This window comes from Pseudomonas fluorescens, from assembly GCF_005938625.1.
Classification (GTDB): domain Bacteria; phylum Pseudomonadota; class Gammaproteobacteria; order Pseudomonadales; family Pseudomonadaceae; genus Aquipseudomonas; species Aquipseudomonas fluorescens_BD.
Window position 1 is genome coordinate 38,739 of the sequence record NZ_VCNJ01000004.1, and the last position, 26,664, is coordinate 65,402.

A 26,664-nucleotide genomic window follows, 5' to 3' on the forward strand; every position below is an offset into this window, starting at 1 on the left:
TGCGGTGACCTGTGGCGGAAGATAAGGGCTGTGATGGCATACTGTCCAGCGCGTTTTTCAAACATATTTGCCCAAGGAAATCGGTAGATGGAATTCACCAGCGGCTTCTTGCTGAGCCTTTCGCTGTGCCTGGATATCGGCGTGGCCAACATCGCGATGATCACATTGGCGATGCAGCGCGGTTACTTTCAGGGCTTCGCGCTGGGCCTCGGCACCTGTGTCGGCGACCTGATTTATGCGGTGCTGGCGCTGGCCGGGATGACGGTTCTGTTGCAGTACGAGACCGTGCGCTGGGTGTTGTGGATTGGTGGTTCGGCGCTGCTGATTTATTTCGCGGCGAAGATGATCTACTCGGCGATCCATCACGAAGCGTTGCTGGCCGAGACGGCGGAAGTGGGGCACAACTCCCATCGCAAGGAGTTTTTCCGGGGGATTTTTCTGGCCATGTCGTCGCCGAGTGCGATTCTCTGGTTCGCGGCGGTTGGCGGCACGTTGATCGCGCGCTCCGGCGGTGGTGGCCCGCTCAGTTCGGCGCTGTTCCTTGGCGGTTTCCTTTGCGCCGGGCTGCTGTGGTCGGCCGGTTTGTGCTTCGCCGCGAGTCATGGCGGCAAGCTGCTCGGTGACAAGCTTCTGCGTTACTCCTACATGGCATCTGCAGCGATCTTCTGCTATTTCGCGGTGTACGTGATCGTATCTGGCTATAACGAATTCGTCGGTTCTGCTGCCGTCGAGCAGTTGCACGCGTTGTAGGCGTGCGAATTGGATTGGGCTTTCTATACTCCCAGCCGAACCCCTTTTTTTGTGCCAGGAGTCGAGTCATGGATGAGCAAAAAAGCGTCGAAGTGGCTGAACCTCGCTTCGAACATGGACACTTCCTGCTGATTGCAGGTTTTCGCGGTCGATTTACCCAAGACAGCGCAAAGGACATCCCGGCTCTGTGGGAAAAGTTCTTGCCGAACCTGGGAAAGATACCGGGGCAAAAAAACGAGGTGACCTACGGCGTCTGCAGTAACTTCGACGGCAAGGGTGGTTTCGATTACATCGCCGGGGTAGAAATCAGCAAGCTCGATGATCTCGACCAGAAGGTCTACCAGTGGGTCGAAGTCCTGCCCCGGCACTACGCGGTGTTTGAACACCAAGGGCCACTCGATGAGTTGCCGCAAACCCTGCAATACATCTACAAAACCTGGCTGCCGACCTCTCATTACGTGGAGCTCAACGCCCCGGAGCTGGAACGCTACAGTGCCGATTTCAATCCGAAGCTGCACACCGGCAAACTGGAAATCTGCGTGCCGGTCGATACCAAGGTTTGAGCAGACAACCATGCGGCTGATCAATGATCCGCCGCATGGTTTCAACGCTGTTTACGCCGCGTGCGCAGCAGGTCGACCGCCAGCGTGATGAAGCCGAAAGTACTGATGCCCAATACCATCAACAGACCGATCTGAACGCTGCTCATAAGTTGCTTCCCCCAAGGGTGATCAGAGACACCCCTGAGAAATAGCCCGCCCCGACCCCGAAGAAAAGCGCTTATACGCAGGCTTTACGCCGCCCGTGCGCATCGATATGCAGGCCTTATTCCTTTATGCTTTCAGCTCTTTCTTCTGCTGATTTCCGAGCTGCCATGAACACCGTTATCCGCAACGTCACCGCCGCCGATCTGGACCGCTGCTACGCCATCGAAACCGTCGCCTACGAAGGTGACGAAGCGGCTACTCGCGAGAAGATCGCCACGCGCATTGCCACTTGGCCGGAAGGTTTTATCGTTGCCGAGGTGGGCGGTGAGGTCGCAGGCTTCGTCAATTCCGGCGCGGCGTTTGATGTGCAAATGTCGGACGAGGCGTTCAAGGAGCTGATCGGCCATGACCCGAAAGGGCCGAACGTAGTGATCATGTCGGTGGTGGTGCACCCGGATTATCAGGGGCAGGGTTTGGCCAAGCGTTTGATGGGCGAGTTTATCGAGCGTATGCGCGGGATGGATAAAGCGACCATTCATTTGATGTGCAAGGAAAAGCACATCCCGTTGTATGCCGGGTTTGGCTTTGCCTATATCAAACCGTCGGAGTCGGATCACGGCGGCATGGCGTGGCACGAGATGATCCTGACCCTCTGACCCATGTCTTCCTGCCAATGATCGTTCCCATGCTCCGCGTGGGAATGCAGCCGGGGACGCTCTGCGTCCCAAAATCGTGACGCAGAGCGTCACAAGAGGCATTCCCACGCAGAGCGTGGGAACGATCATTCCAAGGGGCCGTGTTGTGTCAGTAGAGGGTGTCACTTACCCGTTTCGGCGCTTCACGGTCGTAGGTTTCGGCATCGAACTGGCCGTCATTCAAGCGCTTATGAAACGCGCCAGCAGAGGGCAGGGCCGAGCGCGGCAGGTGGGTTTGCGGGTTCCACGCATCCGAGCGTACAAACGCTTTTGAACAATGAAAGAACGCCGCCGCCACTGTCACCAGCAACACCGTTTTCGCCGGTTTGCCATTCACCGCAAAACTCTCCAACAACTGCGGCTCCGCGCTGATCGTCGCCGTGCCATTGACCCGCAACGTCTCGCCAATCCCCGGAATGATGAACAGCAGCGACACCCGCGAATCCTGCAGCACATTGCGCAAGGTATCGATGCGGTTGTTACCGGGGCGATCCGGCAGGGCCAGCGTGCGCTCATCAATGATCCGCACAAACCCCGGCGCATCGCCGCGCGGCGAATTGTCGAGGCCATCGGCGCCCACCGAGCTGACGATCACCAGCGGCGAAACCCGCACCATCGCCTGATAATCCTCGTTGAGAAAACCGATCTGCTTGCGCACCGCCCGCTCGTGGGGCAGTCCGTAAATCGCCTCCAGTGCTTCGATTGAATCGATCATCGTGTTTCCCTCGATGACTTAGAAAAACAACCCCATGCGCCGTTCGTAACCGATCCGGCCCTTGTACGCTTCGCCGCTGTCGACGTAGCCGTGCTTGGCGTACAGCGCGATGGCTGCGTCGTTATCCGCGTCCACCGACAATTCCAGTCCTTTGATCTCCGGCCAGGCCTGACGCGCGACTTCGGGCAACGCTTGCAGACACGCCTTGCCGAAACCCTTGCCCTGCGCCCGGTGATCAACCTGCAATGCATGCAAGGTGGCGCTGTGCTCATCAGCCCAGGCCGGCAACACTGGCGGGCGTTTGAGCAGCAGAAACGCCACCGGCACGTCATCCGCCAACAAGGCAAAACCTTTCACGCCCGGGCCGGGTTTCGACAGCAGAGTGTGCAAAGCGCCATGGATATCACCGGAGAACTTGATCTGCTCGGCATGGATTTCAATCGCCTCGACTTGCTGACGCTGCAAGGCGTTCAGGCTGTCGTACGGCACGAGTTGGGCTGACACGGGAATTTCCTTTTTCCTACAAAGATGAGCCTCGGATTCTAGCGATTTTGGCCGCAGTGGAAATTTTTTGTTTCGACTGTCGATCTGCCTGTTTGCCGAACGACTAAAGGTGTCTTCACAACAAAAACCATGGAGAACACCATGAGCGCACAAGCTGAAATCCAGACCCTGATCAACACCTACCGCGAAGCCGTCATGACCAAGGACGTGGAGAAAGTCATGGCGTTGTACGCCGACGACATCGTCTCTTTCGACGCAATCAAGGCCTTGCAATTCAAGGGCAAGCCCGCCTACCGCGCGCACTGGGTCGAGTGCATGCAAATGTGCCCCGGACCGCACATCTTCGAGTTCCATGAGATCGCCATCGAAAGCGCTGACAACATCGCCTTCGCCCACTGGGTAGCCAATTGCGGCGGCACCAATGACAAAGGCGAAACCCAGAGCTGCTGGATGCGCGTCACCGCTTGCTACCGGCAGGTCGGCGGGGCGTGGAAAATCGCCCATGAACACTGGTCGGCGCCGTTCGATCCGATGAGCGGCGCGACCCTGTTCGATGTGACCCCCTGATCTTCAGCCATAGTTGAACCGTCCGCTTCAGGAGAACGCCATGAAGTATTTATGCCTGGTCTACAGCGATGAACAACTGCTGCATTCGTCGCCCGACAGCCCGGAAGACGCCGAGTGCTGGGCCTACGCCGAGTCGATTCAAGGCAGTGGGCGGATGGTTGCCGCCGAGGCGCTGGAGTCAGTGCAGACCGCCACCACGGTGCGTATGCGCAACGGCAAACTGTCGATCACCGACGGCCCGTTTGCCGAAACCAAGGAGCAACTGGCCGGCTTTTACCTGATCGACGCCAAGGACCTCAACGAAGCGCTCCAGGTCGCCGGCAACATTCCGGCGGCGCGGGTGGGCAGCGTTGAAGTGCGCCCGGTGCGGCAGTTGAATGTCTGAGGTCAGGGCGCGGGTCGAGCAGGTCTATCGCGAAGACTCGCGGCGGATTCTGGCAACGCTGATTCGCCTGCTCGGTGATTTCGACCTCGCCGAAGAAGCCTTGCACGAGGCGTTCTTCGTCGCGGTCGAACGCTGGCAACGCGACGGCGTGCCCGACAACCCGCGCACTTGGCTGGTGTCCACCGGGCGCTTCAAGGCGATTGATGTGTTGCGCCGGCGTGCTCGCTTCAAGGCTTCACAGCCATTGCTGCTGGCGCAACTAGAAGAACTGGAACAGGCCGACTGGAGCGGTGAAGACGTGGAAGATGATCGCCTGCGGCTGATCTTCACCTGTTGTCACCCGGCGCTGGCGGCGGATGCGCAAGTACCGCTGACCTTGCGCGAAGTCTGCGATCTGACCACCGAGGAAATCGCCCGTGCATTTCTCTGCGCGCCAGCGGCGATTGCCCAACGCATCGTGAGGGCGAAGGCCAAGATCCGTGATGCGAAAATCCCTTATCAAGTACCGAGCCTGAGCGAATTGCCTGAACGCCTCGACAGCGTGTTGCGGGTGATTTATCTGGTGTTCAACGAAGGGTATTCGGCGTCGGGCGGGGCTGAGTTGACCCGTGAAGATCTGACGCGTGAGGCGATCAGGCTGGGGCGGCTGTTGATGGAGTTGCTGCCGGAGCCGGAAGTGATGGGGCTATTGGCGATGATGCTGTTGCACGAATCGCGACGGGCGGCGCGCACTTCGCCGAGTGGTGAACTGGTGCTGCTGGATGATCAGGATCGATCTCAGTGGGATGCCGGGTTGATTGCTGAAGGTTGTGCGTTGGTCGAGCGTGCGCTGACCACGCGGCGGTTTGGGCCGTATTGTTTGCAGGCGGCGATTGCGGCGGTTCATGCTGAGGCGCCGTCGGCGGGGGAGACGGATTGGGAGCAGATCGTTGGTTTGTATGACGTGCTGTTGCGCGCGGTGCCTTCGCCGGTGATCGAGTTGAATCGGGCAGTGGCGGTGGCCAAGCGTGATGGCGCGTTGGCAGGGTTGAATCTGATTGAAGGGATTTTGGCGCGGGGCGAGTTGCAGGATTATCACTTGGCGCATTCAGCGCGGGCGGAGTTTTGTCGGCAGTTGGGCAGGGTGGAGGAGGCTCGGGCGGCGTATTTGCGAGCCTTGGAGCTGACCCGACAAGAGCCGGAGCGGCGGTTTATTGAAGGGCGACTTTCGGCGCTGGAATTGCCCTCACCCTAGCCCTCTCCCAGGGGGAGAGGGGACCGATTGGGGGATGCTGTAGAAATACGCCGACCTGAAGGCTCAGCAGTGAATCCGTGACCGAACCAAATTTCACGACCCTATATACCGCAGCAATGAATCCATAATCGACTCGGTCTTTCAGGTCGATGTCTGACGCAAGACACCTCGGTCGGCCCCCTCTCCCTCCGGGAGAGGGCTGGGGTGAGGGTGGCTCGATCTTCAACCGCTATTCCAGCATCTTGCTCAACAACCAGCTCCCCGCCGGCCCCGGCGGATACAGCCGCGACCACAAGGCATCGACAAACACCGGTTTCGGCCAGCCGCGCACCTTCAACTCCACCAGTAAATTGTTGCCAAAGCGCTGCGCCAGCCAACGCGGCAACGGTGCCCAGCCAAAACCTTTCTCGGCCATTTCCAGCAACATCAGATAACTCGGTGCCGACCACACCCGACCTTTGCCACGGCTGTCATACGGATTGACTATGGTCGCCAGACGCAATTCGCGATGCTGCTCGAGGATCTGCTGATCAACGTGATCAAGCTTGGCCAGTGCATGGTCGCGATTGACGAACAGGGCGATTTCGGTACGCTCGGCCACCGTCGACGTCGCCAGATCCGCCGGATAGTTTTCCTGCATTTCAGCGAACGCCAGATGCGCGCGACCACGCTGCACCAGTTCAATCAAGTCATCGCATTCGGCGATCAAACACTCCAGTTCCAGATCCGGATAACGCTGTTCAAACCCGACCAACGCCGCTTCGAATCGGTACGACTGATAGGTATCGGAAATCGCCACCGTCAGTTTCGGCTCGACGCCTTGGGACAACTGCCGTGCGGTCATTTCCAGGCGACTGCTGGCCGCCAGAATCGCTTCGGCACGTTGCAGCATCACATGCCCGGCCGGGGTCAGCGTCGGTTTGCGACTGCTGCGATCAAACAACAGCAGATCCAGATCGATCTCGAGGCTGGCCACCGCCGCGCTGATGGTCGACTGACTGCGCCCCAACTTGCGCGCCGCCGCCGAAAACGATCCTTGCGTGGCCGCCTGCACAAACGCCAGCAGCACTTCTTGCGAAATCATCAACTATCGCCTTGATCGATGGTTATTGGTTATGAAGTATCGGCGCGAGCATAGATCATGGCAACCATCTTCACTCAAGGAGTCAGGCCATGACTGCCCACAAATCCATCTCTGAACGTATTTTCCAGGCCATCGGTTTCGAATTGCTGGCCATCCTCATCTGCACACCGTTGCTGGCGTGGATCATGCAAAAACCGATGCTTGAAATGGGCGCGGTGACCGTGATGATCGCCCTGTTGGCGCTGGGTTGGAACGTGGTGTTCAACCGCTTCTTCGACCGTATCCTTGAGCGCATGAGTGTTGCGCACAACGCTTGGGTGCGCGTGGTGCACGCGTTGCTGTTCGAGGGGGGCTTGATCGTGATGGGCGTGCCGCTGATTGCCTGGTGGCTGTCGGTCAGCCTGTGGCAGGCGTTTTTGCTCGACATCGGTGTGCTGCTGTTTTTCCTGCCGTACACCTATGTCTATCACTGGGGCTACGACGTACTGCGCGAGCGCTTCATGACCCGCAACGCCTGCCAGAATTAACCCTGATCCCCGTGTAGGAGCTGCCGAAGACTGCGATCTTTTGATTTTGTTTTTAGAGACAAGATCAAAAGATCGCAGCCTGCGGCAGCTCCTGCAAGGGAAGGTGTTTCAGCGTTGGTTAGAGGAACATGCCGCCAGAGGCTTCAACCCGTTGGCCGTTGATCCACTGCGCCCCCGGCGACAGCAACAACGCCAGCGCTCCGCCAATATCATCCGGCTGACCGGCGCGACCCAGCGCGGTGTTGTCGGCGACCATCGCATTCACCGCCGCATTGTCGCGAACGGTGCCGCCACCAAAGTCGGTTTCAATCGCACCGGGCGCCAGGGTATTCACGGCAATTTGCCGTGCGCCCAACTCTTTCGCCTGATAACGGGTCAGCACTTCGATCGCGCCTTTCATCGCCGCATAAGCACTAGCGCCCGGGATGGTGAAGCGCGCGAGCCCGCTAGAAATATTGATGATCCGGCCGCCGTCATTAATCACTGGCAAAAGCTGCTGAGTCAGAAAGAACGGCCCTTTGAAATGCACGTTCATCAACATGTCGAATTGCTCGACGCTGGTCTCGGCGAAACTGACGTGCAGGCCGACCCCAGCGTTGTTGATCAGGAAATCGAAGCGCTGGCGGTCGAAAGTTTGCAGTAACGCTTGCTCAACCTTCGTACCAAATTCAGCAAAGCTTTCGCTGCGGCCAACGTCCAATTGCAGCATCACGGCTTTGGCGCCGAGCTTTTCCAGTTCCACGACCAGCGCCTGAGCTTCATCAGCACGGCTGTGGTAAGTGCCGATGATGTCGATGCCCTGAGCGGCGAGGTGCAGGGCGGCGTTTTTGCCCAGGCCACGACTGGCGCCGGTGATCAATGCGATTTTGCGATTCATGAAGGCTTCCTCGATTGCGGTGAGTGGTGATGGGACTCAGTTTATTTATCCGCTGTGAGGTGATAAACAGAGCCAAACCGGAATCACTGATCGGCTCAGACGAACAATCCACAGGTGCCTCATGAACAAACTGGAACTGCTGCGCACCTTCGTGCGGGTCAGCGAACTGTCGAGTTTCACCCTCGCTGGGGAAAATCTCGGGCTGCCGCGCTCCACCGTGTCGGAACATGTGCAGGCGCTGGAAGCGTTAGTCGGCACGCGCCTGCTGCAACGCACCACACGCAAGGTGCAGGCGACGCAGGACGGTCTGGTGTTGTACGAGCGCAGCAAGGATCTGCTCTCGCATATGGATGAGATCGAGGGCTTGTTTCGCCAGGACGAGGCCTCGCTGACGGGGCGTATTCGTGTCGACCTGCCGAACATTCTCGCGCGACGACTGGTCATGCCGCGCCTGCCGCAGTTCATGGATCGCCATCCGAATCTGGAGCTGGAAATCAGCAGCACCGATCGCCGCGTCGACTTGCTCAGCGAAGGCTTCGATTGCGTGGTGAGGATTGGCGCGCAACCGGATCAATCGGTGGTCGAGCGACATCTCGGTGACTTTCCTATGGTCAACTGCGCCAGCCCCGCCTACCTCGCGCGCTATGGCGTGCCGCAGACGCTGGAGGATTTGGCGCAGCATCGGCTGGTGCATTACGTCGGCGTATTGGGTTCGCGTTCGGAAGGGTTTGTGTACGAGGAGGGCGGTCAGGTGAAACGCTTGCCGATGGCAGGCAGCATTACTGTCAACAGCACTGACGCTTACGAGTCGGCGTGCCTCGGCGGCTTCGGTCTGACGCAGGTGCCGCGTACCGGCATGCAGCCGCATCTGGAAAACGGCGAACTGGTGACGGTGTTGCCGCAATTCACCGCGCCGGCGATGGGCATTTCATTGTTGTATGCCCGGCAACGGCATTTGCCGTTGCGGGTGCGGGTGTTTATGGACTGGCTCGGCGATCTGATTCGCTCCGCGCTCTAACCAACACCACACATCCAAATGTAGGAGCTGCCGAAGGCTGCGATCTTTTGATTTTGCTTTTTAAAAACAAGATCAAAAGATCGCAGCCTTCGGCAGCTCCTACAGGGGATTTGTGGGGGGTTAGAAAATCTGGGTGAACAGCCAGTAGAGGCTGCCCGACAGCAGAATGGCGGCCGGCAGTGTCAGCACCCACGCCATCAGCAGATTACGGATGGTCTTCATCTGCAACCCGCCACCGTTGGCAACCATCGTCCCCGCCACACCCGACGACAACACATGCGTCGTCGACACCGGCAAACCAAACATGTCTGCCGCACCAATGGTCAGCATCGCCACGGTTTCCGCCGAGGCACCCTGCGCATACGTCAGGTGGGTCTTGCCGATCTTCTCGCCGACCGTCACCACAATTCGTTTCCAGCCAACCATGGTGCCCAACCCCAGCGCGATGGCCACGGCAATCTTCACCCACAGCGGAATAAACCGCGTGGCGTTGTCGATCTGCTGCTTGAACAGTTGCAGTTTGCTGCTGGTGTCGGCATCGAAATTGCCGACCTTGTTTTTGTCCATCAGGCGAATGCTTTCGCTGGCCAGGTACATGTCATTACGTACGTTGCCCATGGCCTCGGCCGGGACTTTCGCCAGCGAGCCGTAGCCCCTGACTTCTTCGCCGATGTGCCCGGTGAGTGCGGCGAGGGCGGGGATCAGTTGCGGCGTGGCTTCCTTGCTGCGCACGTAATCGGAGAGCACTGCACGCGGATCGGCCGGCGTCGGCAGCGGCGCACTTTTCACCAGCGCTTGCTGGGTGACTTGCGCCACAGCGGCAAATTGCAGCGACTGTTCTTCCGGCATGGTCCGGTTCAAGGCGTACGCCATCGGCAGCGTGCCGACCAGAATCAACATGATCAGGCCCATGCCTTTCTGCCCGTCGTTGGAACCGTGGGCGAAGGACACACCGGTGCAGGTCAGAATCAGCAACCCGCGAATCCACCATGGCGGCGGGGTGTTGCCTTCCGGTGCCTTGTACAGCGAACGATTCTTCACGAACGCCCGCAGCGCCAGCAGCAACAGCGCCGCACAGCCGAAGCCCACCAGTGGCGACAGCAACAACGCGTAACCGATCTTGGTCGCCTGCGCCCAGTCGACACCGCTGGTGCCGTCGCGGCCGTGCATCAAGGCATTGGCCACACCAACGCCGATGATCGAGCCGATCAGCGTGTGCGAAGACGACGCCGGCAAACCCAACCACCAAGTGCCGAGGTTCCACAGGATCGCCGCGATCAGCAGGGCGAAAATCATCGCGAAACCGGCGGACGAACCGACCTGTAGGATCAGCTCTACCGGCAGCAAGGCGATGATGCCGAACGCCACCGCACCGCTCGAAAGCAGCACGCCGAGAAAGTTGAAGAACCCCGACCAGACCACCGCGACATTCGGCGGCAGCGAGTGGGTGTAGATCACTGTCGCGACAGCATTGGCGGTGTCGTGGAAGCCGTTGACGAACTCGAAACCCAGCGCAATCAGCAGCGCCACGCCGAGCAGCAGGAACGGCGTCCAGGTGGTGACGACCGTGCCGAGTTCGTGCATGTCGTGCATCAGGCTGTAGGCGGTGAACAGCATCCCCATCGCCAGCACGGCGAAAAAGATCACGTAGGTGAACGGACCGGTTTTCTTGTCGAGGGCCGGCCTGCCATTGGCGGCGGACGTGGGGCTGGCGGTCAGGGAGGGAGTAGCCATGAGCGGACAATCCTGAGCGAGGGAAGGAGTGTCGCCCATGATCGTTGCAGAATGTTACAGAGAGACTGCGCCATGTCAGTGTTTGGCTGATTAGCCCAACCGTCGGTCTTCTGCTCGTTCCCACGCTCTGCGTGGGAATGACGCCCGGGACGCTCCGCGCCCCTGTGACGCAGAGCGTCACTTGATGCATTCCCACGCAGAGCGTGGGAACGAGCGTTCAGGCGTCAGTAGTCTGCGCGTTTGCGAAACGCCCAACGCCCGGCAATCACGGTAAACGTCGCCACCAGTGCCACCAATATCCAGAACCCCTCCGGGTCCTGCGACAACGGCACCCCGCCCACATTCATCCCGAAAAAACCGGCAATGATGTTGATCGGCAACGCCAGCACAGTCACCACCGTCAGAGTAAACAGCGTGCGGTTGCTCTGTTCGTTGAGGTTGGCGGCGATCTCTTCCTGCAACAGTTTGATCCGCTCACCGAGGGCGGTGAGGTCGTTGATGATCAGGGCAAACTCCTCGGTGGATTTGCGCAGCTCCTTGACGTCCTCCTTCTGTAACCACGGCGGCGGCCGATTGAGCAGGCGCAGCAGCGAACCCGGCTCCAGTGCCAAAAGCCGTTGCAAACGCACCAGCACACGCCGGTTGGCGCCGAGTTCGGCGCGGTTGGTCGACAGCCGTGAGGAGAGCAATTCGTCCTCGACCTGATCAACGCTCAGGCTGGTCTTGCGCACGATTTGCGTGAGCACTTCGCCCTGATCGCGCAGCAGATGCACGAGCAGTTCCGAGGGCGAACGAAAGCGTTCGCCGGCCTTCACCGACGAGCGCAATTTGTCCACCGAGTGCAGAGGTTGCAGACGCGCGCTGACGATCAGTTTGCTGCGCACACAGACCCACAGCGTCGACACGTCCGACGAAACCATGCTGCTGAGGTTGAACACCACATCGTTGACCACCGCCAGCAACGCCGAGTCGACATGCTCGATGCGCGTCGACCGCGAACCTTCGTGCAGCGCTTCGAAAAACTCTTCAGGCAATTGCAGATGGCTTTTCATCCAGCGCTCGCACGCCGCATGCGCCAGATTGAGGTGCAGCCAAAGAAATTCGCCACTGTCGCTGTCGTCCTGCAAACAGCGCAATGCCGTCGCCGAGTCAACTTCGCGACCGCGTTCGCCGGGGAGGAAGCGATAGCCGTAGAGCAGGCCAAACAGATCGGGATCGCGATGGCTGATATCGAGGCTGTGGTTCATGAAGGCTCGCTGCGAGGAGGGTGCGTCGGTGCGCAAATGGCAGGTTCACTGAGCCGCATCATCGCAATGTCACATGACGTTTGTGTGACAGCAAAATGACGTCAAATCAGCGACTTGCCGACGGTCGGATTTTCTTCAAGAAGCGCTCTGGCGCGCCGATCACAGGTGCGTTAGGTTGCGCGCCATTGGCCATGAGCCAAGGCTCGCCGACATGGATGTCCGGCACAATTTCACGCCTTACCGGGCGTGCCTCATTCTTGTCCTGAGTATCTTGCGATGCTGCAAAAATCCCTGAGAGCGCAAATTCTCGCCCTGCTGAGCGGCAGTCTGCTGGCGATGCTGTTGATCGCGCTGGCCTGTTTTCATTTCCTGTCCAACGGCGTGCAAAGTTACAGCCAATTGATCGCCGGCCCGTTGCACACCTCGCAATTGATCGACGAAGCCAACCTGCAATTCAAGGTGCAGGTGCAGGAGTGGAAAAACGTCCTGCTGCGTGGCAAGCAACCGGCGGATCTGGCCAAGTACTGGGGCCAGTTCGAAGACCGTCAGCGCGATGTGCAGAATATCCTCGGCGAGCTGGCCGGGCAGAAAGGCATTGAGCCGAGTCTGAAATCGCGCATCGAACGCCTGCGCGACGAACACCGTCAACTGGGTAGCGCTTATCAGAAGGGCCGCGATGCCTACGTGGCGGCCGGTGGTGATCCAGCGGCAGGCGACAACGCCGTCAAAGGGGTCGACCGGGCCACCAGCGATCAGATGAGCGAACTGGTCAGCGAGTTGCGCAAGCAGGGTAGCGCACAGTCGGCGCTGATCAGTGCCGAGGCCGATCGCACGGTGTTGTTCGGTTTGCTGGTGATGCTCGCATCGGGCCTGCTGATCGGCCTGTTGAGCCTGTGGCTGGTCAACCGCAACCTGATCGAGCCGATCCGCAAGCTCATCGATTACGTCACCCAATTGAGCCGCGGCAAACTGGCCGAGCGCGTGGTCAGCGAGCGCCAGGATGAGTTGGGCAACCTCGCGGCTGCCGCCAACACCCTGCGCGACTTTCTCGCCGAAACCTTCACCCGTTTGCAGCGCAGTGCCAGCGATCTGGACAGCGCTAGCGGCGAGTTGAATGCGATCGCCACCACCATGGCCGGTGGCACCAACGAGCAGTTCAACCGCACCGATCAGGTGGCCACGGCAATGAATGAAATGTCCGCCACTGCGCAGGAAGTGGCGCGTCATGCCGCTGACGCCGCACGTGCTGCCGACGATGCCGACCAGTCTGCCCAACAGGGTGAGAAGGTCATGCAGAGCACCATTCACTCGATCACGCAGATGCGCGGTGAAATCGCCAACACCGCGACCGTCATCCGTCGCCTGGAAGCTGATAGCGGCCGTATCGGCAAGGTGCTGGAAGTGATTCGCGGCATCGCCGAGCAGACCAACCTGCTGGCGCTCAACGCTGCGATCGAAGCGGCGCGCGCCGGTGAGGCCGGGCGTGGCTTTGCCGTGGTCGCCGATGAAGTGCGCAACCTCGCACAGCGCACTGCCGAGTCGATCATCGAGATCAACCAGATCATTCAGAGCGTGCAGACCGGCGCGGTGGACGCGGCGCAAGCCATCGACAGCGGCCAGACGCGCAGCGAAGAAAGCGTCGAGCAAGTGACCCAGGCTGGCGCAATGCTGGAGCGCATCACGCACGCCGTGGAAGCGATCCGCGACATGAACCGTCAGATCGCTACTGCTGCCGAAGAGCAGACCTCGGTGGCCGAGGACATCTCGCGCAACCTCACCGAGATCACCTCGATCGCCAGCACCAACCTCGACAATGTGCAGCGCACTGAAAGCGCCAGCCAGAACCTGCATAGCCTGTCGGGGCAGTTGAACGAAGTCACCGCGCGCCTCAGCGCCTGAGGTCATTGAGCGTGTACCGATTCGGATACCGAGTCGGTACACAGTCGATCTCAATTACCTGCGGCCATGGTCGATGACCGGTTATCTATAACCGGCATTGGAGCCTTTCCATGGTCAGCATCACTTCAGTTTCGATCAATCAGACTGTCACGACCCCCACCAGTAAAACTTCGATCAGTGACATCGGCGACGACACTTCCACCAGTGCAACCGCCAGCACTGGCGCAGCCACCGACGCGCCGAAAGCGGCTGGCGGCGCAGCACCTTCGGGCGGCAGCAGTTCCAGCAGCAGCGAAGAATCGGATTCGGTGAAGGAGCTGCGCAAGCAGATTGCCGAGTTGCAGAAGCAATTGCAGGAGGAGCAGCAAGCCTTGCAAGCGGCCCAGGCGAAGCAGGAAAGTTCTGATGCCAAAGCCGCCGAAGTAGCCGCCGCACAGGCGCAAATCACCGCCACCTCGGCCTCCCTGTCCACCGCCACCGCCTCGCTGTTGCAGGCGTTGCAGGATTCCGACTCGAGCACCTCGGGTTCGCTGGTCAGTACCTCGGCGTGATGCCGTTTCCCCTCACCCTGGCCCTCCCGAAACGTCGGACCGCCCAGAGGGCGAGGGGACTGACCGTGGTGTTCTTTCGAGGTACGCCGACCTGAAATATCGAGTCAAACTCAGGCCCTTGTTGTTTCCTTGTCGGCTGCAAGATTGCGAGTCGCACTCAGGTCTTGAATAGCCCCCGATCGGCTCCCTTTCCCCCTCGCCCCCTTGGGGGAGAGGGCTGGGGTGAGGGGGAGAAAATCTCACTGACAACACATCAACAAAGCCAAACACCAAACACAAAAAAAGCCGCACGATTTCTCAATCGTGCGGCTTTCCATATTCGATGTATCAAGTGTCTTGCTTGTTGCTCAACACCTTGCCAGTGGTGGCATCAAAGTCCACATCGAACTCTTTGCCATCAGCCGTCTTCAGTTCAACTTCATACTCATAACCATTGAAGTGGTTATCCAGGTCAGTGTCAGTAATAGTCGCACCCGGATGCAGTTTCAGCGCTTCGGCGTTCATCGACTCCAGCGACTTGATCTCGCCTTCCTTGACCAGTTGCGGGATCTGGTCGACGCGAACATCAGCCTGGGCCAGGCCAGCGGTGAGGGTCAGGGCAGCGGCAGTAAACAGGGCAGTCAAAGTTTTCATCGGTTCAATCCTTTAGGTATTTGTCTGAGCGGGTGTGCTGTTTCAGTGAGTTCAGATTAAACGCCGCAACTTAATTCACCCTTAAAACGCTGCACTCGATTGCGTCGTTTGTTCAATTAGCCCATGCAATGACATTTCATGCTGTGCCTTCAATCAATGGAGGTGCACATGAAACGTATCGTTGCCGGGTTGTACGCGCCGCTGTTCTGGGGCGGTTTTATTGGCGGCGGGTTATGGCTGGCGCAGTGGTCGGCGTTGTGGTTGTTGCCGCTGTTTGTTGCGGCGCTGTCGGTGTCGTTCGCGGCGGAATGGCTACTGCCTTATGAGACGGTCTGGAACCGCCCGGTAGGTGATCGTCGACGCGACATTCTGCATGCGCTGGTCAACGAGGCGTTGAGTGCGCTGGGCCTGCTGGCATTGCCCGGGCTGGTGGCGTTGCTGGCGATTGACGGTGTCTGGCCGAGAGGCTGGCCACTATGGCTGCAACTGGGTCTGGCAATTTTCATCGCCGACGCGGGTATCAGCCTGATGCATTACGCCAGCCATCGCGTGGCGTGGTTGTGGCGATTACACGCGGTGCATCACAGTGTTGAACGGCTCTACGGTTTCAACGGTTTGATGAAACATCCTTTGCATCAATTGCTGGAGGCGTCGGCTGGGCTGTTGCCGTTGCTGGTGCTGGGCATTCCTTTGCCGGTGGCGACGTTGCTGGCGTTTGCCATTGCGATTCAACTGTTGTTGCAGCATTCCAACGTCGATATGCGCGTCGGTTTCCTCCGGTGGGTTTTCGCCTGGGCGCCGCTGCACCGCTTCCATCACATGAAGTACGGACGCGCCGGTGACGTCAATTTCGCGCTGTTCTTCACCGTGTGGGATTGGTTGCTGGGCACTGGTTTTTACACCGAGGAGTATCGGATCGGGCAGGGCGATCTGGGCATTGGCAGCCGTCCGGATTTTCCCAGGGATTACATGGCGCAACTGCTTGATCCATTTGACTCGGTAACGCTGGTTGGCGAACCGACAGTGCCCGAGGCGCTGCGTCGTTGAATCAGCTCAACAGTTTCAACTCGATGTGTTGAAGCGCCTGGCGAGCGGTGACTCCGAAGAGTTTTTTCAGGCTGCGCGAAAAGTGCGCCGAATCGGCAAACCCGGCAGCGTGCGCCGCCGTGGTCACCGGGCTACCCGCGAGAATCGCGGCCATGGCCATCCGTAAACGCCGCCACAGCACCAGCCTGCGCACCGGCAAACCGACCTGATCGACCAGCAGTCGTTGCAATTGGCTCAGGGACAAATTCGCTGAATCGGCCACCGAGCGGGCGGCGACTTTGCTGCCCAGCGAGGCATCGACGGCGGCCAGTGCACGTGCGATGCGCGGATCTTTCAATGAGCGACGCGGGCATTGGCGTAGCGTGAAATCGAGCGCAGCTAAAGACAGTTCGGCGTTGAAAACGGCTTCACGCAGTGTCTCAGCTTCGAACAGCAACGGCTCCGCATAAACACTGAACAGCGGATCCGGTGCATCAACGATTGCGTGACGCACATTTGAAGCGATCAACAGCCGAGAGGTGCTGACAGTTTCGCCCTCAATCCATACCGTTGCCGGTCGCTCGGGGGCGAGGATGATCTGATGGGCATAGTGGCAATGGGGTGCAGTGCGCCCCGACACTCCGTGGATCAGGCCATAGTCGTGCCCCAGCCAGAGGCGGCCTGTCCACTCGGTGTTTGCGGTCATTCAGAAACCGTTGTTCTTCAACACCTGATCAACACTGGCGGCTGCCGGACGTTTGTAGAACTTCAACAGTTCGCTGGCGCGGTTGGTGAAGATACCGTCGACACCGTCCGCCATGACTTTCTCGAAGTCCACCGGCTCATCAACGGTGTAAACGTGCACCAGCATGCCCTGGTCGTGGGTGTATTGGTTCATCCACGGTTGCACCAGATCCGAATAGCTCTGATCGCCGCCCTTGGTCAGCTTCGCCGACGGACCGGTGCCGATGGCACCTTGAGCCTTGGCGTAGTCCACCCATTGCTTGAATTCGGCTTCGGACTTCGGCTCTTGTTTGCCGTAGAAAACGTTTTTGTCCTTCTCGCCGGACTCGGCAAACGTCACCTTGGATTTCGGCTCGATGCTGCCTGCCCCAACCCACAACAGCAGAATCTTCGGCACTTGCGGCATTTCTTTTTCCAGCAGTTCGAGGCTGTTTTTCTCGAACGTCTGCAGGATCACCTTGCCTTTGCCCTGACCAACACCCAGCGCACTTTTTGCCAGTTTCGAACCGGCCGGGCTCAGCCAGCCGCGATCCTGCAGTTTTTCCTTGAGGTCTTTCTCGATCCCGGGAAACAACTGCGGTTCTTTGGTTTCGATGTACAAGCCTGGCTTGTGTTGCGGATTGGCCTGGGCGATGTCGATGATTTCATCGAGAGTCAGAATTTTCAGCCCGGCGTAGGACGGGCGGGCGCGATCCGGATACTTGGTGTTGAACCAGCTGCCGGCGTCGAGGGTTTTCAGTTCGGCCATGGTGAACGCGGTGGCCGAGGCATCCTTGCGCTCTGGAAACTTGCTGGCGACGTCGGTAGTGCGTTGCAGGTTGTCGTCGTGCAGGGCGAACAGCACGCCGTCCTTGCTGCGCTGCAAATCCATTTCCAGGTAGTCGGCCCCCAGATCACGCGCCAGTTTGTAGGAGGCAGCGGTGGATTCCGGCGCATCGAAAGAGGCGCCACGGTGGGCGATCACTGCTGGGTGCGGGATGCCGTGGGCCGCAGCAACTGCGTCGGGATCAGTCTGACTGGCGGCGTGCGCCTGACCGAGGCCGAGCAGCAGGCTCAGGACCAGAGCGCTTTTGGTGAAAGTAGCGGGCATGTTCGAGTTCCTTTCGCAGGGCATTTTCAAAGACGTACCTTTTAACAACTGAATCGATCGCGTGCTATCGCCAGACCGACATAAACGTATTAAAAGCGATTTTTCCTGCACTTTTGTGGCGCGGTTTGCAGTACGCTTGCCCACGGCAGACGCTCCGGCAGAGGGCGCGCCGTGCTGTTGCCCTGCGTGTAAACCATCGATCATTTTTCGTGAGGTTTACCATGCGCATCACCTCTCAACTCATCTGCCAGGCCGCCGACGATCTCAAGGGGTTTGTCGGCCTTAACCGCAAAACCGGTCAGTACATCGTGCGCTTCAGCGAAGATTCGTTCGGCATGGACGTGGCCGATGACGGCATTATTCCTGTGAATGAATTCGTCTGGGCCCCAGCGACAGCGCAGACCATGACGCTTAAACGCGAGTTGATTCAGTTGTTGCTGGATCAGAATATCGATGACCGGATCAACATCACCGAGCCGCTGCGCGTTTATATGAGCAAGGTTGAAGTGCCGGAGATTGAGGCGGTGCGCAGTCTGGTGCGCGGCTGAGACGCTCTGTGACAGTGCTGGCCTCTTCGCGAGCAAGCTCGCTCCCACATTGGATCTGCGTCGATCACAAATCCATTGTGGGAGCGAGCTTGCTCGCGAAGGCGGCCGAAAGTATGACCCTGCAATTACTGGCTGAACCGATACTCACGCTCAACCCGGCACACCCGCGTATGAAACGCCGAATACCATTCCGAGCGCCCACGCGCTTGAATCACCCGATGCTCAGGATGCTGCCGCCACGCCAGAATCGCCGCTTCGCTGTCCCAGTACGACACCGTAATCCCGACGCCATCGGCTCCTCGAACCGACTCGACCCCAAGAAACCCCGGCTGCTCACTCACCAACGCGGCCATACGCTCAGCCGCCTCGGCATACCCGTTGTCACCCTCGGTTCGAGTCGACGTAAAAATCACCGCAAAGCAATCAGTCATCAACGTGACTCCACACAAGCTTCAACAAACGCGCGCACCAGCGGCGGCATCTGCCCTTTGAGCGCAGCACGTTCCGGCTGAAACAGTGTCGCGACAAAAAAACGGTGATCCTTGAGTTCAATCGCGCGTAAATCCCCTGACGAATCATGACCGACAGCTTGTAGCCGATCATTCAACAGTTCCCTTTCGAACAGCGGATTCACACCGAAGCGGCAGCGATAACCTTCACGAATCTGCGACGTTTCGTACGCCTTGGCGATCAACGAGTCGGGAACCAAGTGAATACTGTCCACCGCTTCGACCAGCGCACAGGTCAACGGCGTGAGTACCGCGCGGTCAAAGTCGGGCGATGTTTCACCGTGTTCCGCATCCGTCCAGCCCAGCACGTTGCGGGAAAATTCCAGCACGGCATGCTGAAAACCGCCACAGGTACCGAGGAAAGGGCGCTGCTGTTCGCGGGCAAAACGGATCGCGCGCAGTGCGCCGGCTTCACTTTTGTAGGGGCTGGCCGGTACACACCAGAAACCGTCGAAGTGCCTGAGTGGCTTATCGGCGTGGATCTGCTCGGTGGGCAACCATTCGAATTGCACGTTGCGGTTGAGGTGTTCGGCGACCAGACCGAGGGCGAAGGGAATGGCTTGGTGGGCGGTGACCTGCGGGTCGTAATCGCCGATCAGAGCGATAAGGATGGCGCTGTTTTCCATGGGATTTCCCTGCGCTTGTTGATTGATGGCACTCACTATAGATTGGCGTTCACGCACTCAATATGGGCGTTTACCCAAGTGATCAATGCAGCGACGCACTATCAGCTCGACTACCCCGATCTGGCCCTGATTCTCGCCCTGGTGCGAGGCGGCTCTCTGGCCCGCGCTTCACAGCTGTTGAAGGTCGACGTGTCGACGGTGTTTCGTGCCGTGCGCCGTCTCGAAGCTGCACTCGGTCAGCAACTGTTCGAAAAAAGCCGCGCCGGTTACCTGCCGACAACCCTCGCGCAAACACTGGCCGAGCAAGCCGAACGCGCCGAACAGGCACTGGAGGCCGCGCGCGTTGGTGTGGAGCAGGGCGGCGAAGTGGTCAGCGGCACGGTGCGCCTGACCTGCACTGATTCTGTGTTGCAAGGCTTGCTGCTGCCAGCACTGGCGCAGTTCATGCCGAATTACCCTGCGTTGACCATCGAACTGAGCACCTCCAACGATTTCGCCAATCTCAGCCGTCGCGATGCCGACATCGCCCTGCGCCTGACGCGTACGCCGCCGGAGCATCTGGTCGGACGGCAACTGGCGAAGATTTCCTACCGGGTCTGCGCCAGTACGCGCTATCTGCAGAACGTCGATCGCAACAATCTCGCTGCGCTGACCTGGATCGCCCCGGATGACTTCCTGCCGGATCACCCGACCATCGCCTGGCGTCGGCAACACCTTCCCGGCGTGACCCCAGGCTATCGCTGCAACAGCATGTTGTCAGTCACGGAGCTGGTTCGCGCAGGCCTCGGTGTGGCGGCATTGCCGGACTTTCTGATCACCGACGGTTTACAGGCATTGAGCGAGCCGTTGCACGGTTACGACACCGCGCTGTGGCTGCTGACCCGCCCGGATTGCCGGGCCTTGCGCTCGGTGGTGACGTTGTTCGATGAATTGGGGCGGGCGCTGCGGTTGCCGTGATCAGCGCTGCGGGTTCTGGCGCATGTGATCGTGCAACTCGCTGGTCAGGCTGGCGATGCGTTCGGTGAGGTTTTTGGTCATCTCGGTGAGGCGGGTGTTCTGCTCCAGTAGTTCAAGCAGTTGCGCGGTGTTCTTCGCCGCTTGGGCCTGACGCTCGGTATTGGCCTGTGCCAGCGCTTCACGGTGTTGCGCGTCGGCATCGGCCTGCGCCTTGTCGCGGGCGGCCTGACGGGTTTGTGCCAACAGAATCAACGGCGCGGCGTAGGCCGATTGCAGGCTGAAGGCGAGGTTCAACAGAATGAACGGGTAGACATCGAAGGTGGTCACGCCAAACGCGTTGAGACAGACCCACAACAGCACAATCAGGGTTTGCGCACCGAGGAACATCGGCGTACCGAAGAAACGCGCAAACGCCTCGGCACGCAGAGCGAATTTGTCGTTGCCGAAAGTGGTGCTGAGGTGGGCGTGGGGGCGGTGGAAGCGCAGGTGATCGACGGGAGCTGTTTCTGGCGATGCGGGTTTTTCAGTGGTCATGGTGCACTCGGCAGGGCGTGGGACGTGTCGTCACTATAGCCCTGCGTTGTGGCGACCGGCCCTTTCGCGAGCAAGCTCGCTCCCACAGGATCAGCGGTCGGCACACAAAAATAGTGGTCGACTCAATCTCTGTGGGAGCGAGCTTGCTCGCGAAGGCAACGACGCGGTCTACCTGCCTTTAACCCGGGGCCCGCTCATTGGCAAACATGCTCACCGCATCCACCGCCTCACTGGCGCCATCGCGAATCTGCAAGATCACCGTGCCCGCCTGATTCGCCAACTCGACCCCTTCAGCCGCGCGACCCCGGGTGCCTTCCATGCTCTTGATGGCCTGGCGGGTCTCGTTCTGGATCAGACCGATCATGTTGGAGATCTCTGCCGTCGAACCACTGGTTCGAGCCGCCAATTGCCGCACTTCGTCAGCGACCACGGCAAAACCGCGACCCTGTTCACCGGCGCGCGCTGCCTCAATCGCGGCATTCAGCGCCAACAAATTAGTCTGGTCGGCAATCGCGCGGATGGTGTTGACGATGGCGGTGATCTGCTCGGAGCGTTCCCCCAGTTGTGCAATCAGCGTTGAAGACTCGGCAATGTCTTCGGCGATTTCACGCATTTCACTGGCGGCTTGCTGGATCACCTGCGTACCTTGTTCGGCGACTTTTCGCGTCGCTACCGAGATGTGATACGCCGCGCTGGCACTGCGTGCGTCCTGCTCGTGTTGCTCGACTCGGGCGGTCACATCAGAAGCGAACTTCACCACTTTGCACAAGCGCCCGGCCGCATCGTAAACCGGGTTGTAGTTGGCTTCGAGCCACACCGTTTGCCCGCGTTTATCCACGCGCTCGAACTGGCCCTGGAAAAGCTCGCCCTGATTCAAACGTCGCCAGAAATCCTCATAGGCGCTGCTGTTGACCAGTGCCGGCGTGCAGAACAAACGGTGGTGTTTGCCTTTCAGCTCGGCGAGGGTGTAACCCATGCGCGTCAGAAAATTCTGATTGGCCGTAAGAATACTGCCGTCGAGACTGAATTCAATGACCGCCATGGCCCGGTCAATCGCTTGCAACTTGGCATTGGCCTCACTTTCCTGCTGCACCTTGGCGGTCACGTCCAAGGCGTACTTGACCACTTTTACGACGCGTCCCGAGGCGTCCTTGATCGGGTTATAGCTGGCCTCAAGCCAGATCGGCTGGCCTTTGCCGTCGACTCGTTCAAACGTACCGGACTGAAACTGGCCGTTTTTCAGGCGAGACCACAAATCCGTGTACTGAGCACTACGCCCGAACTCTGGTGTGCAAAAGCGCCGATGCGGTTGGCCGATCGCTTGTTCGGCGGTGTAACCCATGGTCTTGAGAAAGTTGTCATTGGCACGCAGCACCACGCCATCGAGGTCGAACTCGATCACCGCCATCGAGCGATTGATCGCGTCGAGCAAGCCGGCTTGTTCGGTGAGGGTGCGCTGAAGGTCATCGACGACGGCTTTGTGGCGATTGAAGAACATGCTCGCAGTACTCTGGAAGTGGGGAAGATCGAGGATTCAGTCCCTATTTCCGCGCTGGCAGACCGAATGCGCGGGCGGCATTCGGCGGTGACTGCTCAATGCCAGCATTCCTTAACTGGCAGATGGCTACTTATACAAAACTTCATAAAGTTGTACAAGAAAGTAATTATTTGTAATTTTGTATAACTTTTTAGGCGCTGGTGTTGTCTGTCGCGGTACGGCTCAAGGCCACGCTGATAGTGTTGCGGCCCGTATGTTTGGCGGTGTACAGCGCTTTATCGGCATCGTCCAGCCAGTCGAGGGCATCCTTGTACAAAGGCTGATACCGCGCCAAACCGATACTCAGACCCACTCGCAACCCTGACACCTGCGGATGACGATACTGCTGCAGTGCCTCGCGCAACTGCTCCATCAGCGCTTCAGCCTTGTGCAGCGGCAGTGTCGGCAGGATCACGCAGAACTCGTCACCGCCGTAGCGTCCGGCCAACTCGTGTTGATCGAGCAGGCATTTGAGGTCGTGACTCAATTGCCGCAGCACCGCATCGCCAACGATGTGCCCGAAGCTGTCGTTGATGTCCTTGAAATGGTCAATGTCGATCAACGCCAGCGTGGCTGGGCTGTTGTGTTGGCGGCACTGCTGGAACTTCAGGTGCAACAGGTCCTTCCAGGCACCGTGGTTGAGCAGGCCGGTAAGACTGTCGGTACGGCTGAGGGCGCTCAGCGCGCGTTTGTGTTGGGAGAGTTTGATCGCCAGGCGATAACAGACCATGCCCAGCGCCAGCGGATAAAGAGTAAGCATCGGCAGGCACGCCCAGACTTGCTCCTGGGTCATCGTCAGGCTGAATTTGACACCAAAGATCATCCAGCCCAGCAATACGCCGGCGAGTTGGGCGAGGGCGCCGAACACGAACAACCGATAGCCACCGGCGGCGACGTTGTTCATGGTCATCATCGACAGGATCGTCACGGTGGTCAGCGGACTGAACTGAAAACTCGCCGCCCAAAATCCCCCGCATAGCGAGTCGTACAATAAATTGCGGCGTTCAGCCTGATACGGGAACGCCGAGCGAGTGGAGAGCTGATAAGCCAGATGTGGCCAGGCGAAGCCGTTGAACAACAACAGTCCCCAGATCCAGCCGGGCATGTTCAGCGGATACAACGCAGCACCGACGCTGAAGAAACCGATCCCCAGACCGATGGCCCTGGGCAGGTAAATGCGTCGGGCGAATGACAAGCCTTTGCCGCGTTGGTTTTCCATGATGCCCTGCGCGAAATTCATCCTGAAATACTTTGCAGTATTTTCTCAGGCTAACCGTTCGTCGGTCGATTGTCGGACATTGTCATTTATTCCAACGGGAATAATCAGTGTCCTTCCGAGCCATTTAATCAGTGGCTCGCGCAGGAGAAGGGCGATTTAGAGCTGATAACAGGCCAGAAACATCTCCAGCGCCGATTCGGCGACGGTGTTTTGCATGTCGACATCGAGAGCGGCGCGGCCCATCGACATCTGCGGCCAGAAGCCAAAGGTCTTGAGCAAGCCTTGTACTTGATGGGCGGCAAACTCCGGGTCGACCGGTTTCAATCTGCCGTCGGCCTGCGCGGCGCGAATCCACACGGTCAGGCCTTCTTCGCGCTCGCCCATACGCTCGACCATGTTCTGTGCGCGCTCCGGCGAGTGAATGGTGGCGGCAATCGCCACGCGTGCCAAGGTCAGAAAGTTTTCGTCGGCCATCAGCTGCACTTTGGCTTGGAGCATCTTGCGTAACTGCTCGCGCAGAGGCTGATCGCGGTTATAGACCACCGATTGCTCGGCGCTGATTCGTGCCCACAACTGGTTGAGAATTTCGGCGAACAGCTCTTCTTTACTGGGGAAATGGTTGTAAACCGTGCGCTTCGACGCACCGGCTGTGGCGGCGATCTTGTCCATGCTGGTGACTTCAAAACCGTTGGCCCGGAATTCGGCAATCGCCGCCTGAATAATGGCTTCGCGTTTACGGTCGGTGAGGCGCTGTGGAGCTGTCATAAGTACGCTTCGGCAGAGAAAAGATGAAATTACACTTGGCAGTTTACTTGTCATCCGCTTTGATGCAACCTAGAAACTACACCGATCAGTGTAATGTTGCGTTAATCCTCGCAGCCTAAAAAACAGACAGTTCGGCCTATGCGTGCAGCTTTGGCCATTTATCGTCCCACCGTGGAAAACCGTGAATTGCGCGGTTTTCTGGAGTCATTCAGTCATGGCCAATCCAGTTTCGATCCCGGATAACACATCCACGCCTGAAGCCTCGCGGCAAAATCAGGGGCTGTTTCGCAATCACGCCCCCGTGCAACGCGAAGGCGTACGCAAAATGCTGCGGATCATGTGGAACATGATTTTCCATAAACCCCGCAACACTCGGCCCGCCGCGCCTATCCCGGTGCAAACATTGACCCGAGAAGAGCTGTTGGCGGCACCCAACCACAGCGTCTATCGCCTCGGTCACTCGACCTTGCTGCTGAAGCTGCGCGACAAATTTTTCATCACCGACCCGGTCTTCGCCGAGCGCGCGTCACCAGTGCAGTGGGCCGGCCCGAAACGTTTCCACCAGCCACCGATCAGCATCGATCAGTTGCCGCCGATTGAAGCGGTGATCCTGTCGCACAACCATTACGACCACCTCGATTACCAGGCCGTGCTCAGATTGGCCGCCAAAACCAACCTGTTCCTGACCCCGCTTGGCGTTGGCGACACACTGATCAAATGGGGTATCGATGCCAGCAAAGTCCGCCAGTACGACTGGTGGCAGGGCGCGGAAATTGCCGGCATCCGCTTCGTCGCTACACCGTCACAGCACTTTTCCGGCCGTGGCCTGTTCGACGGCAACAGCACGCTATGGGCATCCTGGGTGATGATCGACGGTGACACGCGGATCTTCTTCAGCGGCGACAGCGGCTACTTCGATGGCTTTAAACGCATCGGCGAACAGTACGGCCCGTTCGACCTGACCCTGATGGAAACCGGCGCCTATAACGTCGAATGGCCGCATGTGCACATGCAGCCCGAAGAAACCCTGCAAGCGCACATCGACCTCAAGGGCCGCTGGCTCTTCCCGATCCACAACGGCACTTTCGACCTGGCGATGCACGCCTGGCACGAACCGTTCGACCGGATCCTGGCATTGGCGTGGGAACGCAGTGTTTCGATTACCACGCCGCAGATGGGTGAGGCGTTTAACATCGCTCAACCGCAACGCGGGGAGGCGTGGTGGTTGGCGGTTGAAGGGGAGAGTGAGGGCGTTGTGCAGAGCGCTTGATGAACTCTGATCGGTTCGCGCCTAAGGGGGCGAAGCGGTTGCTCCAGAACCAAGCCCTGAAATCTTGATGTTGTAATCGGCCATCGTAGTAACGGGTACCTCCCGGAATTTTCCACGAAGGATTTGCTGGAGATTCTCCAGAGGTATTCCCAGTCTTTGTGCAGCCTCAGATTCGCTCACGTCGCTGGACTCGATGAGCGAGATCAATTTTGTCGCGTAGTCGGACTTGATCAGCATCTCGCCTGCATGCTCAAGCCCTAAATCTTGATAAACATTGTCTGTGCTTTCTTCGATCTCGCTCATGTTTTTATCCTTACTCAGCCATCGCAAAATCCCCACGTCCCACCGCTTCCGACGAAACGCTCTGAAAACTTGCACTACGCCCCGGCGCGAACCCCGGAAAGAACACCAGCCCCTGCGCCTCAAACCGGTAAGCCAGCGCCAGTCGCGCCGCATCCGCTACATCCTGCTGCGCTTCAAACCGTTGAATGTCTTCCACCGAAACCTCTGCCTCCCGCGATAGCTGTTCCGCGCTCCAGCCCAGCATCGCTCGGGCCTGGACGCAGTGCGTCGGGGTGAACTGGAAAAGGGCAATGCGTTCGAGGATGTGGTTCATCGCAAGAGAGGCCATGGTGTGCTCCGGGCTCAAGAGTGCTGATTGAAAATGTACTGTGTTTTTGTACAGTTGTTTTCGGCCGGGATCAAACGCATT

31 protein-coding genes and 1 pseudogene are annotated in these 26,664 nt (G+C 58.9%); 14 read left to right on the forward strand and 18 right to left on the reverse strand.

The features are described from left to right. Nucleotides 1–87: 87 nt before the first annotated feature. The 3 genes from FGA82_RS04325 (at nucleotide 88) to FGA82_RS04335 (ending at nucleotide 2,113) form a co-directional block, all read left to right on the forward strand. Nucleotides 88–750, forward strand: a complete 663-nt coding sequence (locus tag FGA82_RS04325) for a LysE family translocator (RefSeq protein WP_141126142.1) — start codon at nucleotides 88–90, stop codon at nucleotides 748–750. A 68-nt stretch (nucleotides 751–818) separates the two neighbouring features. After that, nucleotides 819–1,313 carry a GyrI-like domain-containing protein gene (locus tag FGA82_RS04330; protein WP_141126143.1) on the forward strand — a complete coding sequence of 165 codons (495 nt, stop codon included), beginning with the start codon at nucleotides 819–821 and terminating at the stop codon, nucleotides 1,311–1,313. A gap of 311 nt (nucleotides 1,314–1,624) precedes the next feature. Beyond that, nucleotides 1,625–2,113 (forward strand): GNAT family N-acetyltransferase, encoded by a 489-nt coding sequence (locus tag FGA82_RS04335; RefSeq protein ID WP_141126144.1) that lies wholly within the window; start codon nucleotides 1,625–1,627, stop codon nucleotides 2,111–2,113. A gap of 148 nt (nucleotides 2,114–2,261) precedes the next feature. Here the strand turns inward: FGA82_RS04335 and FGA82_RS04340 are convergent, their stop codons facing one another. Beyond that, a complete protein-coding gene (locus FGA82_RS04340; protein ID WP_141126145.1) occupies nucleotides 2,262–2,867 on the reverse strand; it encodes a pyridoxamine 5'-phosphate oxidase family protein in 606 nt (201 codons plus the stop codon). Between the two features lie 18 nt (nucleotides 2,868–2,885). Then, a complete protein-coding gene (locus FGA82_RS04345) occupies nucleotides 2,886–3,371 on the reverse strand; it encodes a GNAT family N-acetyltransferase (RefSeq protein ID WP_141126146.1) in 486 nt (161 codons plus the stop codon). 141 nt (nucleotides 3,372–3,512) lie between these two features. On the opposite strand from FGA82_RS04345, the gene FGA82_RS04350 reads away from it, so the two are divergent. Genes FGA82_RS04350 through FGA82_RS04360 form a run of 3 tightly spaced genes read left to right on the forward strand, consistent with a single transcriptional unit; the run spans nucleotide 3,513 to nucleotide 5,557 of the window. Beyond that, nucleotides 3,513–3,938: a YybH family protein gene (locus FGA82_RS04350; protein WP_141126147.1), complete on the forward strand. Its 426-nt coding sequence runs from the start codon at nucleotides 3,513–3,515 to the stop codon at nucleotides 3,936–3,938. Nucleotides 3,939–3,978: 40 nt separating this feature from the next. Beyond that, complete coding sequence (locus FGA82_RS04355) at nucleotides 3,979–4,323, forward strand: YciI family protein (RefSeq protein WP_141126148.1); 345 nt, start codon at nucleotides 3,979–3,981, stop codon at nucleotides 4,321–4,323. Continuing rightward, on the forward strand, nucleotides 4,316–5,557 hold the full coding sequence (locus tag FGA82_RS04360; RefSeq protein WP_141126149.1) for an RNA polymerase sigma factor: 1,242 nt from the start codon (nucleotides 4,316–4,318) through the stop codon (nucleotides 5,555–5,557). Before FGA82_RS04355 ends, FGA82_RS04360 begins: the two co-directional genes overlap by 8 nt. 229 nt (nucleotides 5,558–5,786) lie before the next feature. Here the strand turns inward: FGA82_RS04360 and FGA82_RS04365 are convergent, their stop codons facing one another. Continuing rightward, complete coding sequence (locus FGA82_RS04365) at nucleotides 5,787–6,641, reverse strand: LysR family transcriptional regulator (RefSeq protein WP_141126150.1); 855 nt, start codon at nucleotides 6,639–6,641, stop codon at nucleotides 5,787–5,789. 89 nt (nucleotides 6,642–6,730) lie between these two features. Here FGA82_RS04365 and FGA82_RS04370 point away from each other — a divergent pair, with 89 nt between their 5' ends. Continuing rightward, nucleotides 6,731–7,168 carry a multidrug/biocide efflux PACE transporter gene (locus FGA82_RS04370; protein ID WP_141126151.1) on the forward strand — a complete coding sequence of 146 codons (438 nt, stop codon included), beginning with the start codon at nucleotides 6,731–6,733 and terminating at the stop codon, nucleotides 7,166–7,168. 118 nt (nucleotides 7,169–7,286) lie between these two features. Here FGA82_RS04370 and FGA82_RS04375 read toward each other — a convergent pair whose 3' ends face one another. Next, nucleotides 7,287–8,045, reverse strand: a complete 759-nt coding sequence (locus FGA82_RS04375; protein ID WP_141126152.1) for an SDR family NAD(P)-dependent oxidoreductase — start codon at nucleotides 8,043–8,045, stop codon at nucleotides 7,287–7,289. A 121-nt stretch (nucleotides 8,046–8,166) separates the two neighbouring features. Between FGA82_RS04375 and FGA82_RS04380 the strand changes: the two genes are divergently transcribed. Next, nucleotides 8,167–9,063, forward strand: coding sequence for a LysR family transcriptional regulator (locus FGA82_RS04380; protein WP_141126153.1), 897 nt, complete (start codon nucleotides 8,167–8,169; stop codon nucleotides 9,061–9,063). Nucleotides 9,064–9,183: 120 nt separating this feature from the next. Here FGA82_RS04380 and FGA82_RS04390 read toward each other — a convergent pair whose 3' ends face one another. Then, nucleotides 9,184–10,797 (reverse strand): inorganic phosphate transporter, encoded by a 1,614-nt coding sequence (locus FGA82_RS04390; RefSeq protein WP_141126154.1) that lies wholly within the window; start codon nucleotides 10,795–10,797, stop codon nucleotides 9,184–9,186. Between the two features lie 224 nt (nucleotides 10,798–11,021). After that, nucleotides 11,022–12,044: a transporter gene (locus tag FGA82_RS04395; RefSeq protein WP_141126155.1), complete on the reverse strand. Its 1,023-nt coding sequence runs from the start codon at nucleotides 12,042–12,044 to the stop codon at nucleotides 11,022–11,024. Nucleotides 12,045–12,320: 276 nt separating this feature from the next. Here FGA82_RS04395 and FGA82_RS04400 point away from each other — a divergent pair, with 276 nt between their 5' ends. Then, a complete protein-coding gene (locus FGA82_RS04400; protein ID WP_141126156.1) occupies nucleotides 12,321–13,943 on the forward strand; it encodes a methyl-accepting chemotaxis protein in 1,623 nt (540 codons plus the stop codon). 110 nt (nucleotides 13,944–14,053) lie between these two features. Beyond that, nucleotides 14,054–14,494, forward strand: coding sequence for a hypothetical protein (locus FGA82_RS04405; protein ID WP_141126157.1), 441 nt, complete (start codon nucleotides 14,054–14,056; stop codon nucleotides 14,492–14,494). 327 nt (nucleotides 14,495–14,821) lie between these two features. Here the strand turns inward: FGA82_RS04405 and FGA82_RS04410 are convergent, their stop codons facing one another. Next, the gene (locus FGA82_RS04410; RefSeq protein ID WP_141126158.1) at nucleotides 14,822–15,127 is read right to left on the reverse strand and encodes a PepSY domain-containing protein; all 306 of its coding nucleotides are present in this window, start codon (nucleotides 15,125–15,127) and stop codon (nucleotides 14,822–14,824) included. 168 nt (nucleotides 15,128–15,295) lie between these two features. On the opposite strand from FGA82_RS04410, the gene FGA82_RS04415 reads away from it, so the two are divergent. Then, a complete protein-coding gene (locus tag FGA82_RS04415) occupies nucleotides 15,296–16,174 on the forward strand; it encodes a sterol desaturase family protein (RefSeq protein WP_141126159.1) in 879 nt (292 codons plus the stop codon). 1 nt (nucleotide 16,175) lies between these two features. Here the strand turns inward: FGA82_RS04415 and FGA82_RS04420 are convergent, their stop codons facing one another. Both FGA82_RS04420 and FGA82_RS04425 read right to left on the reverse strand, forming a co-directional pair. After that, nucleotides 16,176–16,859, reverse strand: coding sequence for a helix-turn-helix domain-containing protein (locus tag FGA82_RS04420; protein WP_141126160.1), 684 nt, complete (start codon nucleotides 16,857–16,859; stop codon nucleotides 16,176–16,178). Further along, nucleotides 16,860–17,987 (reverse strand): glycerophosphodiester phosphodiesterase, encoded by a 1,128-nt coding sequence (locus FGA82_RS04425; protein ID WP_141126161.1) that lies wholly within the window; start codon nucleotides 17,985–17,987, stop codon nucleotides 16,860–16,862. Nucleotides 17,988–18,208: 221 nt separating this feature from the next. On the opposite strand from FGA82_RS04425, the gene FGA82_RS04430 reads away from it, so the two are divergent. Next, nucleotides 18,209–18,535 carry a DUF2025 family protein gene (locus tag FGA82_RS04430; RefSeq protein ID WP_077574214.1) on the forward strand — a complete coding sequence of 109 codons (327 nt, stop codon included), beginning with the start codon at nucleotides 18,209–18,211 and terminating at the stop codon, nucleotides 18,533–18,535. Nucleotides 18,536–18,660: 125 nt separating this feature from the next. Here FGA82_RS04430 and FGA82_RS04435 read toward each other — a convergent pair whose 3' ends face one another. Together FGA82_RS04435 and FGA82_RS04440 are read right to left on the reverse strand one after the other, a co-directional pair. Next, nucleotides 18,661–18,966 carry an antibiotic biosynthesis monooxygenase family protein gene (locus FGA82_RS04435; protein WP_141126162.1) on the reverse strand — a complete coding sequence of 102 codons (306 nt, stop codon included), beginning with the start codon at nucleotides 18,964–18,966 and terminating at the stop codon, nucleotides 18,661–18,663. Continuing rightward, entirely contained in the window at nucleotides 18,966–19,670 is a 705-nt protein-coding gene (locus tag FGA82_RS04440) for a CTP synthase C-terminal region-related (seleno)protein (protein WP_141126163.1), read from the reverse strand. Before FGA82_RS04440 ends, FGA82_RS04435 begins: the two co-directional genes overlap by 1 nt. Nucleotides 19,671–19,685: 15 nt before the next feature. On the opposite strand from FGA82_RS04440, the gene FGA82_RS04445 reads away from it, so the two are divergent. Further along, nucleotides 19,686–20,627 carry a LysR family transcriptional regulator gene (locus FGA82_RS04445; protein WP_141126164.1) on the forward strand — a complete coding sequence of 314 codons (942 nt, stop codon included), beginning with the start codon at nucleotides 19,686–19,688 and terminating at the stop codon, nucleotides 20,625–20,627. Here the strand turns inward: FGA82_RS04445 and FGA82_RS04450 are convergent, their stop codons facing one another. The 5 genes and pseudogenes from FGA82_RS04450 to FGA82_RS04465 all read right to left on the reverse strand — a co-directional run bounded on the left by FGA82_RS04450 (nucleotide 20,628) and on the right by FGA82_RS04465 (nucleotide 24,682). Then, a complete protein-coding gene (locus FGA82_RS04450; RefSeq protein WP_141126165.1) occupies nucleotides 20,628–21,161 on the reverse strand; it encodes a DUF1003 domain-containing protein in 534 nt (177 codons plus the stop codon). Nucleotides 21,162–21,339: 178 nt separating this feature from the next. Then, complete coding sequence (locus FGA82_RS32815) at nucleotides 21,340–21,900, reverse strand: methyl-accepting chemotaxis protein (RefSeq protein ID WP_432767132.1); 561 nt, start codon at nucleotides 21,898–21,900, stop codon at nucleotides 21,340–21,342. Further along, nucleotides 21,886–22,659, reverse strand: a pseudogene (locus tag FGA82_RS32820) (PAS domain-containing protein); the annotation flags it as partial. The pseudogene FGA82_RS32820 and the gene FGA82_RS32815, both read right to left, overlap by 15 nt. A gap of 190 nt (nucleotides 22,660–22,849) precedes the next feature. Further along, nucleotides 22,850–23,917: a diguanylate cyclase gene (locus FGA82_RS04460; RefSeq protein ID WP_141126192.1), complete on the reverse strand. Its 1,068-nt coding sequence runs from the start codon at nucleotides 23,915–23,917 to the stop codon at nucleotides 22,850–22,852. Between the two features lie 156 nt (nucleotides 23,918–24,073). After that, the gene (locus FGA82_RS04465) at nucleotides 24,074–24,682 is read right to left on the reverse strand and encodes a TetR/AcrR family transcriptional regulator (protein WP_141126167.1); all 609 of its coding nucleotides are present in this window, start codon (nucleotides 24,680–24,682) and stop codon (nucleotides 24,074–24,076) included. Nucleotides 24,683–24,896: 214 nt separating this feature from the next. On the opposite strand from FGA82_RS04465, the gene FGA82_RS04470 reads away from it, so the two are divergent. After that, complete coding sequence (locus FGA82_RS04470) at nucleotides 24,897–25,952, forward strand: MBL fold metallo-hydrolase (protein ID WP_141126168.1); 1,056 nt, start codon at nucleotides 24,897–24,899, stop codon at nucleotides 25,950–25,952. 21 nt (nucleotides 25,953–25,973) lie between these two features. Here the strand turns inward: FGA82_RS04470 and FGA82_RS04475 are convergent, their stop codons facing one another. Further along, a complete protein-coding gene (locus FGA82_RS04475; RefSeq protein WP_141126169.1) occupies nucleotides 25,974–26,255 on the reverse strand; it encodes an XRE family transcriptional regulator in 282 nt (93 codons plus the stop codon). A gap of 10 nt (nucleotides 26,256–26,265) precedes the next feature. Continuing rightward, complete coding sequence (locus FGA82_RS04480; RefSeq protein ID WP_141126170.1) at nucleotides 26,266–26,583, reverse strand: XRE family transcriptional regulator; 318 nt, start codon at nucleotides 26,581–26,583, stop codon at nucleotides 26,266–26,268. Between the last annotated feature and the right edge of the window lie 81 nt (nucleotides 26,584–26,664).